This is a genomic window from Streptomyces sp. NBC_00390, from assembly GCF_036057275.1.
Classification (GTDB): Bacteria; Actinomycetota; Actinomycetes; order Streptomycetales; family Streptomycetaceae; genus Streptomyces.
Map to the genome: position 1 here is coordinate 7,290,646 of NZ_CP107945.1, position 13,546 is coordinate 7,304,191.

A 13,546-nucleotide genomic window follows, 5' to 3' on the forward strand; every position below is an offset into this window, starting at 1 on the left:
AAGGCACAGACGCGACACGTGTGGTGGGGCCTCGGCCCGGCTCGGCCAGGGCCGCTTCGGCCTGTGACTGCGGCGAGGTCACCGCCGAGTGACCCGGTGAGCCCCCTTCAGTTCCGCAGGTGCGGGTCGGCGGGCGGGCGGTCCATGGCGACGGCGTGCCCGAACAGGTGCAGGGGCCCCGCCTCCACGCCCGCGGCCTCCATCTCCCTCCAGTGGGCGAGGGCGAGCGGGCCGTCCACCAGGCCGTGCACCAACGGGAGCCCGGGGCGAGCGGCACGCAGCAGCGATTCGAGGCGGCAGGAGGCGATCGTGCCGGGCAGCCAGGACTGCGCCGCGTACCCTGCCGCCGCGGCGGGCGGGAGCCCCTCTGCGATCCGCCGCTCGGCGTCACCGATCGCGAGCAGGCCGCCGCCCACGATCAGCACATCGCGGCGCTCCCGCATCCGGCCCAAGGCCTTCGCTGTGTCGAAGCAGTGGGGGAACGAGTCGTCGACGACGATCGCACCGGGCCGCAGCCGCTCCACGTCGAGCACCGAGTCGCCGCCGCTGACCGCGGTGACGACGAGACCGGCCTCGTACACGACGGCCGGCAGCGCCGGATCGGACTCGTGCACCTCCACGGCCGTGGCCAGACCGCGATCGAGCAGCCCCTCGGCGAGCTCCTTGAGGCGCGGTTCACTGCCCGCGACGTCGCACAGGACCAGCCGTGCGGGCGGCCTCTGGGCGAGGGTCAGGAGCAGTTCGAGCGAGGACCTTCCGATGGAGCCGAGGCCGACCACCGCGACGGCGAGCTCGTCGAGCTCACGGCCGGATGCCTCGAGCGCGGCATGGACGGTCTTGACCACTGACACAGTGGTCGCCGCATGACCGGTGGTGACGGCAGCCTGCGTGTCGGTCTCCCGAAGGACCCCGAAGCCGTAGCCGGTGAGCGCGGGAATCATCCCGGCGAGCGAGACGCAGCGGGCGCCCAGGGAAGCGGCGTACTCCACGGCCCGGGCGGTACGCCCGGCGAGGTCGGGCGTGGCCGGGAGTTCATCGGCGAACAGCGGCAGGCAGACGAATCCGGAACGGCCCAGTGGCGTGCTGATCACCTCGACCAGACGCGGGCGCCCGTCGGGGAAGAGCAGATCCCGCAGTTGCTCACGGGACGGTTCAAGTGATGCTCCCGTCAGAGGTCCCGCGAGTGAGGCGAGGTACGCCGGTGCGGGGAGGTAGCCCACGAGAGCGGCGTCCACCGTGCCTGCCGTGGCGGCCGTGCCGACCGGAGGCATCGCGTCCGCGGCCTCGGCGAGCTGGTCGCGCAGCGCACGCGTGAACCTCTCGAAGGCCGCCTCCGTGAAGCCCGCCGCTGAGGCGCGAAGGACCACCCGCAGGCCCTCGGCCCCGACCGGGCGCACCGCAAGGAACGTGTCGGTGCCCACCGGCGGCGGGGCAAGTTCCGGATCGCTGTCGTCCCATGTGAGGCTCAACGTGTCTCCGCTCAGCGGCCCGAGAGCGGAGAAGTCGAGGAAGGTGAAGAGGAACTGCACGGCCGGGGGCAGACCCCCCTCCGCCCGGGTGGCCTCGCCGCCATGGGTACGTGCGTCCGCCGCCTCGGCAGCGATTCGCCGCAGGTCGTCGGCGAAGGACCGGCCTGACACCTCCGCGCCGGGCAGCGCGCCCGGCCTCAGGGGTACGGCCGTGGCGAAGGGACCGAAGACGAGGTGCGCGTCGGGCAGGGCGTGGTCGCGTCCGGTGACGGCCAGGCCGAGAATCAGATCGTCCTGCCCGGTGAACTCGGCCAGCGTCCGGTGGTACGCGGTGAGCAGGGGGGCGAAGAGCGTCGTGCCCGCCTCGGCGGCGACCCGGCGCAATGCCGCGACCCGGCCGGTGTCCAGGGTGAACCCGGTGGACCGGTACGGCGGCGGTACGAGATCCCCACCGGCCTTCGCTGACTCGACGCCCCGGCCGAGCGCCGGGCGGTGGTACGGGGCGTTCAGGCGGGCCTGCCGCGCCTCGGTCTCCGGCCCGCCGGGTGCGGCCACCGGACGCTCCAGCAGGGCCACATGATCGCGGAACGTGCTGCGCGGCAGAGGGAGTTCGGCGGACTCGCCCCGTACGAGACGGTCGTAGGCGGCGAGCAGTTCACGGCCGAGGAGCGCCACGCTGTACCCGTCGCCGATCAGGTGATGGGCGTGGACGACCAGCAGGTGCTCGTCGGGGGCCAGGGTGAGCAGCCGAAGGCGCAGCAGCGGCCACGCCCACGGCTCTAGGCGGCGCTCACGCTCCTCGGCGATCCGCAGCGGCACCAGACCGGGGTCCGTCACCGTCTCGAAGTCGACCGGGAGCCGCAGGGAGGGCGGGAGTTCCTGCTGGACCGGCGGCCGCGCGCCGGCGGGGAAGACGGTCCGCAGCATGGGGTGGCGTACGACGCAGGAGTCGACCGCGCGCTGGAACAGGTCGGGCCGGAGAGGACCGTGCACCCGCAGACAGGCCAGCCATGCCGAGGCAGCGTCCGGCGAGATTGTTTCGGCGAGCAGGAAGCCACGCTGGCTGGGCGTGAGCGGGAACGGAGTGGGGACGGCGCTGTCCGCATGGACCGGACCGACGGTGCTCTCCGGGCCGACCACGCGGCTCTCGTCGTCCGCCGGGGTGCTGTCCACCGCGGCGGCGAGTGCGGCGAGCGTGCCGTGCTCGTAGATGACGGTGGGCCTGGGCAGCACCGGGATCTCGTCCCGGAGCCGTGCGAACACCTGGAGGACGAGAAGGGAGTCCCCGCCGAGTGAGAAGAAATCGTCCTCCCGGCTGATCCGTGGGACGTCGAGGAGTTCGGACCAGATCCGGGCCAGGAGGATCTCGGTCGGCGTCACAGGGGGTGTCCTGCGGACATCGCCCTGTGCGGCGCAAGAGGCGGGCCCCGGAGTGTCGGCAGAGGGCGACCGGGGCGCGGGTACGGCGAGGCCGCTGCGGTCGATCTTGCCGGTACCGGTCAGGGGCAGTGCGTCGACGGTGTGGATCCGTGACGGGAGCATGTATCCCGGCAGGGTGCGGGTCAGGTGGGCCCGCAGGGCCGTGGGCTCCGGTGCCGGGTCGCCGAGGCGGCATTCGACGAAGGCGATCAGCCGGTCGTCGCGGTGGACGACGGCGGCGCGGACGACAGCGGGATGAGTCTCCAACACCGCCTCGATCTCGCCCGGTTCGACCCGGTACCCGCGAATCTTCACCTGGTCGTCGAGGCGCCCGAGGAACTCAAGTACCCCGTCCGGGCGGCTGCGGACCCGGTCCCCGCTGCGGTACCAGCGGCGTCCGCCGCGCTCGGTGAACGCGGCGGCCGTCAGCTCCGGCTCACCGAGATAGCCGGGGGTGAGACCGGTCCCGGAAATGAGGAGTTCGCCGGACTCGCCCGGGGCGCAGCGGCGCCCGTCCGCAGCCACCACCTCGACCTCCGTACCGGTGAGGGGGCGGCCGATCGGCAGCGTGCGTACGTCGTCGGCGGGGCGGCCTTCGACGAGGTGGCAGGTCGCGTTGATGGTGGCCTCGGTGGGCCCGTACAGATTGGCGATGCGGTGACCGGGGCCGAACAGGTCGTACCAGCGGCGGACATGGGCGGCCGAGAGCGCCTCGCCGCCGACGTGGATCCAGCGCAACGCCGACAGATCCGGCAGCGGCGCTCCCTCCCGTACACGTGTCTCCGCCGCCTCCAGCAGCCGGGACCACAGCGTCGGCACCGAACTCCACACGGAGATCCTGGCCTTCTCGACCCGGTCAAGCAACGCCTCGGGGTCCCGGACCAGATGCCAGGGCACGGTGACCACGGTGGCGCCGACGAGCAGCGGCGCGAGGAGTTGGCGCACCGAGGCGTCGAAGCACACGGAGGCGGTCTGGGCGAGCCGGTCGCCTCGGTGGTACCCGAACGTGGCCAGAGCCCAGTCCAGGTAGTTCGCCATCGACCGGTGAGTGATCGGCACCGCCTTCGGGCGCCCCGTGGAACCCGAGGTGAAGATCACGTACGCGAGAGATCCCGGGACGGTGGCGGCTTCCGCGTCGACATGGCAGGGAGCAGGTGACGGGTCGTCGACGAGGACGAGAGAGACCGGGGCGGCCTCGGCGAGTGCGGCAGCCTGCGCGCGGGTGGCGGCGTGGCAGACGAGTGTCCGCGCACCGGACCGTGCCAGCTGGTCGGCCAGGCGCGCCGGAGGGTGAGTGGCGTCCAGGGGGACCCAGCCCGCCCCGGCCCGGAGGATGCCGACGACTCCGGCCACGGTGTCGGCGCCCGGCTCGGTCAGCAGTCCCACCAGGTCGCCGCCGGTGACGCCGGAGGCACGCAGCCCGGCGGCCAGGGCGGCGGACGCGCGGTCGAGTTCGGCGTACGTGATCGTGGCCTCGCCGGTGTCGACGGCGACTGCGTCGGGGGTCGCGCGGAACTGGGCACACAGGCGCGCCACGATGCCGGATCGTGCCTGTGCCTGTGGATCGGCCTGTGTCTCGGTCCGTGCCTGAGGGACGGTGGACGAGGCGAGTTCGGTCAGTTCGGCGAGGTGTTCCCGGGCCAGCCGGTCCACGGTGGTCCGGTCGAACAGCCGGGCAGGGAAGTTCCAGGAGAAGCGCAACGTCCCGTCGGACTCCCAGCACAACAGGCTCAGCCGGGTGGCTGCGGAAGCGGTTCCGGCAGCGGTCGGCCGGACCTCCACGGGACAGTGCGGATCCACCGAAACCGGAAAGCGCGAGAGACTGAACGACGCGGGGCTGACCGTACGCGGCCCGGCGCCGCCCGAGGGCAGGAGCCGGGCGAGGTCCAGGCTGGTGAGCCGGGCGTGCCTCTCGTTCGACAGCCAGGCGTCCCGCAGCCGTACGGCAAGGGCGTGGACCGGCTCGTCCGGGTCCACCGAGGCGAAGAGGGGCAGGGTGTCGGCCAGCGGCCCGACCAGCCGGTCGATGCCGGGCAGCCGGGTCTCGCGCCTGGCCCGGGCGACGTTGACGGCAACGTCACGCCGCCCGCTCCACCGGGACAGACACCGCGCGTACGCGGCGAGCAGCAGATGGAACAACGAGACGCCGTGAGCTGCCGCCACGTTGCGCAACGCGTCCGAGAGCTCCGGATCGGTGGCGGCCTGATGGGCGAGGAGCGGGGGTGCGGGCACCCCTCGCGGATCACCGTCGTAGGGCAGCTGGAGCGGCTCGTCGATGTCGGCGAGCGCAGCGCGCCAGTACGCCTGGTCCTCGGCGAAAGCGGCATCCGATCGCTCCGCCCGGAGGTGTGCGGCGTAGGCGGAGAAGCTGGTTCCGAGGGGTGCGAGGTCCGGCGTTCGCCCCTCGGACAGCGCGGTGTAGACCGTCCACAGCTCCTCACCGACGATGTTCAGGCTGAAGCCGTCGGCGGCGGCGTGGTGGACCACCAGGACGAGATGGGCGGGGCCCGTCGTGGTACGGGCGAGCACCGCGCGTACCGGCGCCTCGGCGGCGAGGTCGAACGGGCGGTTGCACAGTGCCTCTTCGAGGGCTTCCAGCTCCTCGTCGTCCGCGCGTACGCCGGGCAGGTCGCGGACCTCGTACCAGGCGGGCACCGGGCCCTGGCCGGGTGCGACGGCGGCCTGTTCGGGCCTGCCTGCGTCGCTCCCGGGGTGGAAGCGGATCCGGAGCATCGGGTGGCGGTCGACGAGACGTCCGAGCGCCTGCCCGAGCAGTTCGGCATCGAGCGGGCCGCTGATCGTCTGCCGTACGTAGCCGTAGGGGGTGATGTCCGGCTGAAGCCGGCCCTGGGTGACGAAGGCGAGCTGCACAGGGGTCAGGGGGAACGGGCTGTCGGCCGGAGCCTCCTGGTGGTGCCTGAGCACCTGACCCGTGTGGGGCTCTTCGGCGTGGAGGTGGGCGGCGAGCTCGCCCAGAGTCCGGTGTTCGAAGAACAGCGTGATCGGCAGTGACCGGTCCAGCTCCTTCTCCAGGCGCTTGACGAGATCGACGGCCGTGAGCGAATCAAGGCCCATGGCAAGGAAGGGCTCGTCGACACCGAGGTCGTCCGCGGCGCGCTGGAGCGACACGGCAAGCAGCCGCCGCAGAACGGCCGTAACGCCGTCCGCCTCCCCGGTGGTACGCCCCGCGGCGCCGGCTGTGGGCGAGGGAGTGGGTGCAGACGGGCGGGCCGCTGCTCCGGAGGCGTTCGCGGCGGTGGCCGCCGCGGGGGCGGGTGCAGGTACCGGTACGGTGCGAGCTGTCGCCGACGGGCGCGGCGCGGAGCCCGAGTCCGGGTCGGCGACGAGGAGTTGGGCGGCGTCGAGGCCGCAGGCGAGGCGCAGCGCCTCCAGCGCGGCGCCGGTGCCCAGCGGCGCGGGCCCACGGCCGGCGCAGCCGGCCGGCACTTCCGCTCGCGCGGCCAGACCCGTCTCGGCGAACGCGGCGAAGTTCAGCGCCTGCCACGGCCGGCCGGCCGCGCGTTCGGCGGCGGCGAACGCGTCGAGGTACGCGTTGCCGGCCGCGTAGTCGCCGAGTGCTCCTGCCAGGCCCGGCAGGACCGAGGCGACCGAGGAGAACGCCACGCACACCGAGGGGCGCAGGCCGTGCCGCCGCAGTCCGCGCGCCAGCAGCAGGGTTCCCCGCGTCTTCGCGGCCAGGACCTGCGTCACTTCCTTGGGCGACTTGGACCGCAGTGTGCCGGGGCGCACCACCCCGGCCGCGTGGAACAGTCCGTCCAGCCGGGGCAGGTCCGCCATCAGGGCCTCGACGCCGGCCTCGGTCGATACATCGGCCACGCGGTACTCGGCGACGGCCCCGAGCGCCCGGAGCTCGGACAGCAGCCCGGCGGGCGGCATCGGGGAACGGCCGGTGAGCACCAGTGTCGGCCGGCCGCGATCCGCGAGATCGCGGGCGAGCGCGCCACCCATCCCGCCCGCGCCCCCGGTGATCAGATACACGCCGTCGGCCGGCAACTCTGCCGACGCCGACGCCGACGCCGATGTCGACGTCGCGACGGCCTTCACGGTCCGGCCCAGGCGTCGGTCCGCACGCCAGGCCACGGCGTCCGGCTGTGTTCCTGCCCGCGCGCCGAGTTCGTGGTCGAGCGCGTTCAGCCGCGTGGCGACATCGTCGAGCGAGGACAGGTCGACGCTGTGCGCCACGGTGCCGGACAGCTCCTCGGGCAGCGCGAGGGTCAGCCCGGTGAGCACCGCCTGCGCGGGGCGCAGGCGCTCGGGCACGACACCCGTGGCATGCACATCCTCGGTGACGACGAGTACGCGGGGCCGGTCCCGCGCGAGCAGGGGCAGCAGATCCAGAAGGCCCGTCACCAAGCTGTGCTGAACAGCGTCGAACGCGGCCACGCTGTCCGGATCGGGCGCCGGACCGGCGAGCAGCACGGCCACGTCCGGCCGGGGCGCTCCCTCGGGCAGCAGAGCCCCGGACCGGTACACCGTGACGCCGCGGCCCGTGAGCCGGTCCGTCAGAGCGCGGGACAGCGAGGAGTCCGGACCGGCGAGCATCACCGTGCGCGGTCCGGTGCCGACGGTCAGCGGCGCGTCGTCCCACACGAAGCGGTGCAGCAGCGGCCGGGGCGCGGGCTCGGGCCAGAACCGTCGGCGCTGGAAGGCGTAGGTGGGTACGGCGACACGGGCGTGCCCGGCGTCCAGCGCCGTACGGTCCAGCCGCACGCCGCGCTGCCAGAGCCGGCCGGCGGTCTTCAGCAGGCCCCGCGCACCGTCCCCGTTCCCCGCCGTCAGCGCGACCGCGTCGGATCCCCGAGCGTGTGCCGCGACGACCGCACGGACGGCCCCGCCCAGGGTGGCGGCGGGACCGAGTTCGACGAACGTGTCGTACCCGTCGTCGAGCAGGCGCTCGACGGCGGCGCCGAAGCGGACCGGCCGCCTCGCGTGCTGCCGCAGATACTCCGGGTCGAGTGCCGGCTGCCACTCGGTGGTGACCGTGCTCATCAGCGGTGTCACCGGCGGGTGGAGGCGGAGGGTGGCAGCCGCGTCGGCCAGCGGGCCGAGCGCCGGGCCCATCAGGGGCGAGTGGAACGCCCGGGACACGTCCAGCCGCCGCACCGCCACACCCAGGGCGGTCAGTTCGTCCACGGCACGGTCGACAGCCTCGGCCGTTCCGGAGATGACCACCTGACGGGTGCTGTTGACCGCGGCCACACCGAGCGCGCCCCGCGAACCGGCCACCAGCGCGGCGACGGTCTCTTCCCCGCCATGCACCGCGGCCATCGCGCCCGGGGCGCACAGCTCCGCCATCAGACGTCCGCGTTCGGCGGCGAACCGCAGGGCGTCGGCAAGCGTCAGCGTCCCGGCGACGCAGGCGGCGGCGATCTCACCGACGCTGTGCCCCGCGACGGCGTCCGGCGTGATGCCCCATGCCTTCAGCTGGCGTGCGAGAGCGACCCCGTACGCGACGAGGATCGGCTGGGCGAGATCGGTCCGGGCGAGCGCGGCGGGAGGGGTGTCGGGATCCAGGCACCAGGCCGCGAGGCTGCGGCCGTCGACCTCGCCGACCAGGGCGGACGCCTCGTCCAGGACCTCCCGGAAGGCAGGCGCTTGCGAGTACAGGGCGCGGGCCTGTCCGGGACGTTGGGCACCCTGTCCCGGCAGGAGGAAGACCAACCGTGGCCGCGACCGCATCTCGGTGCCGGGCGGCCGTGCCTCCAGGCGCGCGGCGAGGTCCCCGTCGGCCACGACGGCCAGACGGTGGGCCCCCTCGTCGCGGGCAGCGGCGACGGCGGCGCAGACGCCTCCTTCGTCGAGCTCCGGGTGCTCGCGCAGATGCCTCGCGAGATCCGCCGCGGCGGCGCGCAGGCCATCGGCACTGCGCGCCGACAGGGTGAGCAGCCGCACGCCCTCGGACGGGGGCGAAGCGGGCAGCGGCCGGGCGGGCGGCTCTTCGAGGACCGCATGGGCGTTGGTACCGCCGAAACCGAACGCGTTGATTCCGGCGGTCAGCGGACCGGGCGCCTCCCAGTCGCACAGCTCGCCGACCACCGCGAAGCCGGACCCGTCCAGGTCCAGGTTCGCCGCGGGCGGCGTGTGGTGCAGGGACGGGGGCAGCTGTCGGTGCCCGAGCGCCAGCACCACCTTCACCAGGCTCGGCATTGCGGCGGCGTTGAGAAGATGCCCGAGATTTGTCTTCACCGAGCCGAGCAGCCGGGGACGCCCGTCGGCGCGGGGCCGGAAGGCGTGCGCGAGCGAGCGCATCTCGACGCGGTCGCCGATCGGCGTACCCGTGCCGTGGGCCTCCACGTACGACACGCTGCCGGGATCGATGCCCGCCTCGCGGTACGCCTGCGTGATGACCTCACGCTGCGTCAAGGGATTGGGGGCCATCAGGCTCAGCGAGCGGCCGTCGTTGTTCACCGCGGTGCCGCGCAGCACAGCGAGAACCGGATCGTCGGCCTTCGCCGCATCGTCGAGGCGCATCAGCACGATCGCCGCGCCGCCCTCCCCGGGGACGAAGCCGTCGGCCGCGGAACCGAACGCGTGGCAGCGTCCGGTCGGCGACAGAGCCTGCGACTTCTCCAGCAGTGCGTACCCGGTGGGGGTGAGGTTGAGATGGACACCGCCGACGACAGCGATGTCGCATTCCCCCTGCTGCAGGCTGCGGTGGGCCAGGTGCAGCGCGACCAGGGCGGATGAACACGCCGTGTCGACGGCGAGCGCGGGACCGGTCAGGTCCAGGCAGTGCGCGACCCGCGCGGCGAGCAGGTTCGGCAGATTCCCGGTCAGCGCCGACGCGGACAACTCGGCTTCCCCGTAAGCCTGTTCGAGCAGCTTGCGGTACCCGCTGTCCCCGGCCGCGGCGAACACACCCACCCGGCGGCCCCGCCTCCGCGGCCCCGCGTAACCGGCCCGCTCCAGGGCCTCGTGCGCGAGTTCCAGGAAGAGCCGTGCCTGCGGGTCCGTCGCGCGGGCCTCCTCGTCGCCGATGCCGAAGTAGCCGGCGTCGAATCCGGCAGGATCGTCGAGGAACGCACCCCACCGGTCCTCGGTCTCCGCCGCGGTCGACCACCGCCCGGCGGGTACGCCGGTGACGGCGTCGTGGCCATCGGCGAGCCGGGCCCAGAAGGCCTCGGGCGTATCGGCTCCAGGGAAACGGCAGGCCATGGCGGTGATCGCGACGGCGGGTCGGCCAGGTGCCTCACCCGCCTCCTGGGGCGCGTCGATGTGCGCGTGGGCGACACCGAGAGAGGCGAGCACATGGCCGGCGAGCGCGGCGACCGTGCTGTGGTCGCGCACGTCGGACGGCCGAAGGGTGAGGCCGAACGTGTCCTCCAGCGCGGCGAGCACTTCCATGGCCTTGAGCGACGAGCCCCCGACGGACAGGAATGCGTCGTGCGGGCCTATCGCGGTGGCGGGCAGGTCCAGCACCCGCGCCCAGATGGAGCGGACGGCCGACTCGATGTCCGTGCGGGAGCGGGGCATGGACGCCCCGATGGGCTTACCGGCCCCCGCAGTCGCATCGATGGCCTGTCCGGTACCTGCCGTCCGCGTCGCCCCCGCCGCCCGATGCACCCCGGCCTGTCCGTACGCCCCCGCCTCGAACCGCTCCCGCATCACCGCCCGCCGCAACTTCCCGCTCGTCGTGCGGGGGAACGACCGCGCCGGCAGCGCCAGGACCCGTACGTCGTCGTGGCCCAGTGCCTCGCCCACCCGGGCCGCGACCTCGTCGAGCACATCGCCTGCCGCAGCCGCCCGGGACGGCCCCGACGCCACGAAGACCACGACCCGTTCCCCGCCGCCCACCGGATCGGTGGAGCCGACGACCGCGACCGGACCGGGCGTCAGCCCCGGCGTGCCCGCTGCCACCTCTTCCAGGTCAACGGCGTGGAACGTACGGCCGTTGACGAAGACGACGTCCTTGAACCGGCCGGTCACGCAGAGCCGTCCCTCGTTGAGGAACCCCATGTCGCCCGTGCGCAGCCACCCGCCGGCGAAGGCGGCCGCCGTCGCCTCGGGGGAGCGGTGATAGCCGCGCGCCACCTGTGGGCCGCGGACCTCGATGTGTCCCACCCGGCACTCGCCCAGCGGCTCGCCCTCGTCGTCGGTGATTCGCACCTCGCACCCCGGCACCGGGTGGCCGACATCCATCAACTCTGTCGCATCCGGACCGGGTGCGACCATCTCCGCCCGCCCCTGGCTGAGTGCGGCCCGGTCCAGCGCGAGGGGCCGCGCCACCTCTCCCGGTGGCGGGAAGGCGACGGCCAGCGTCGCCTCCGCGAGGCCGTAGACCGGTTGCGGCGCGTCTGCGGCGAGCCCCGAGGGCCGCATCTTGCCGGCGAAAGCACGCCACACCGACGGGGAGATCGGCTCCGCGCCCACCAGGATCGTCCGAACGCTCGTCAGATCGATCCGGCTGAGCGCATCCTCCGTGAGCCGCCGCTCCACCAGCGCCAGCGCGAAGTTCGCCGCCGAAAGCAGGGTCGCCCGGTGACGCGCGGCCGACTCCAGCCACAGCGCGGGCCGCTTCGCGAACGACAGCGGCCCCAGCTTCACCTGTTTGAGCCGTGCCGCGAGGGGGACCAGGTGGGTGCCGATCAGACCCATGTCGTGGAAGTACGGCATCCAGCTCGCCACCACGTCGTCCGGCCTGATCGCCGCGGCCACGCGGATCTGTTCCAGATTGGCCAGCACGGCGGCATGGGTCAGTTCGACGCCTTTCGGGGACCCGGTGCTGCCCGAGGAGAACTGCAGAAACGCCACATCGCCAGGGGCCGGCACCGGCAGGGCCCCCGGCGCGGCGCTCTCGCGCAATTCGGCCAGCCGCAGCGGACGTACCGTGTCGGGCAGGGCCGGGAGCAAGGGCGCGCAGGCTTCGTCGACCGCGACCGGGGGCTGGTCGAGAAGCTCCCACACGGGGAGCACCCGCCGCGCGTCGGGCGCCAGCGGAACCGGTATCAGACCAGCGGCGACAGCCCCCCAGAACAGCGGCTGGAACTCGTCGCTGCGGTCGGCGAGCAACACCACGGGACTCCCGGGCGCCAGTCCGGCAGCGATGAAGCCTCCGGCCACCCGCATCGACTCGTCCCGCAACTCGCGGTGGGTGACGACCTGTTCGCTGCCGTCACCCCGTACATGCACGATGGTCTGGTCCGGCGCCTCCTCCGCCGCGCCCACCAGTACATCCAGCAACGCCGTCTCGCCGTTCGGTCCCCGCACCTGCGCCCCTGCTCCCCGCTCGGTCCGCTGCGGGCCGCTCGCGGCGTCCGCGCGAGAATGACGGCCCACCGCCTGTTCTGCCGAGATCATGGCTGATCGGGCGAGCGGTCGCGGAAGTCAGGGTGCGAGCAGACCGTCACGGCGGGACGGCGGACGCGACCCGCCGTCGTGATCGACGTCCTGGAGCCCCTCAGTGGGGCGACGTGTTCTCGCCCGTGCCCGGCCGCGCCGCATGGTCCTCGGAGGGCGCGTTCGAGGCGCCTGCGGTGGACGGCCGCAGGCCGGCAGAGTCGGGGCCTCGCAGATGAGTGGTCATTCAGCGGCCGTCCGGAGATATTTCTCGTGGACGTCCTCGCGGACCCTGTCGCCCGACGACGGGAGCAGTTGCGGTATGCCGTCCACGATCGGGTAGCTCAGGTGCAACCGCGGGTTGTACAGCACGTCTTCCTCGGCGAGGAAGGTCAACGGGCCCTTGTCGAGCGGACAGACGAGGATACGGAGCAGCGGATCGCTGGGGTCCATCGGGTACTCCTTCGGGTGGTGGGGATCAGGTCCGGGGATCGTGGCGCGGCATGGCCAGCAGTACCGAGAGCGCCAGCGCCGTGCCGGCCACCCGCAGTGTCAGCAGCAGGGGATCCTCCGGGAGCGTCTCCCCGAAGGTGAGAGTCCCGAGCACCGCCGTGAACAGACAGGTCACCGTGGTGCAGACGGGCACGATGAGCGAGGCGCGGCAGCGCTGCAGCGCGGCCTGGGACATGATCAGGCCCGCCACCGCCGTGAAGAGCAGCAGATACGGGTACGGGGACCCGAGCAGCGACCGGGCCGCTTCCCCGAGGCCGGCAGTGGTCAGACGGCTGGAGGCGCCCTTGATCGCCAGTGAGCTGACCCCGTACAGCAGTCCCACCGCCACGCCGTACCCGATGCCGTTCGTCGGCACCCGGTGGCGTCTCCTGGCCAGCCGTTCCACCCGCCCGTACAGCCATACCCCCGCCGCGAGTGTGGGTACGCACACCAGGAGCACCAGCGTCCACGGCGCTCCGCTGCTCACCACGTCCTCGCCCTCGCGCACCGAGGCGACCACCATCAGCAGCGCGACCAGTACGGCGCCGAGGGCATAGCGCTCCCGGCCCGACGGCTGCTCGCCGAGCACCGCCGACGACAGAAGCAGAAGCAGGACCAGACCGGACACGAAGATGCCCTGCGCGGCGGCGATCGGCAGCGCGCGATAGACCACCAGCTGGGCCGCGAAGCCGGCGGCCAGCGCCAGCGATCCGACGAGCCACAGCGGACTGGTCAGCAGCACCAGGACCACACGCACGGGCCTGCGGGTGGACAGCGCGGGCAGATCCCCGAGTGCCCTCTTCTCCAGCACGAAGCCCACGCTGTACAGCACGTTGGCCAGCAGAGCGGCGCCCACACCCCACCACATC

3 protein-coding genes are annotated in these 13,546 nt (G+C 73.3%); all 3 read right to left on the bottom strand.

The genetic code is table 11. The features are described 5' to 3' along the window. Positions 1-107: 107 nt before the first annotated feature. The gene (locus OHS70_RS32400; RefSeq protein WP_328403361.1) at positions 108-12,116 is read right to left on the bottom strand and encodes a non-ribosomal peptide synthetase/type I polyketide synthase; all 12,009 of its coding nucleotides are present in this window, start codon (positions 12,114-12,116) and stop codon (positions 108-110) included. Between the two features lie 312 nt (positions 12,117-12,428). After that, positions 12,429-12,638 carry a Trm112 family protein gene (locus OHS70_RS32405; protein ID WP_328403363.1) on the bottom strand — a complete coding sequence of 70 codons (210 nt, stop codon included), beginning with the start codon at positions 12,636-12,638 and terminating at the stop codon, positions 12,429-12,431. Between the two features lie 25 nt (positions 12,639-12,663). Further along, positions 12,664-13,545: a hypothetical protein gene (locus tag OHS70_RS32410; protein WP_328406062.1), complete on the bottom strand. Its 882-nt coding sequence runs from the start codon at positions 13,543-13,545 to the stop codon at positions 12,664-12,666. Position 13,546 lies beyond the last annotated feature (1 nt).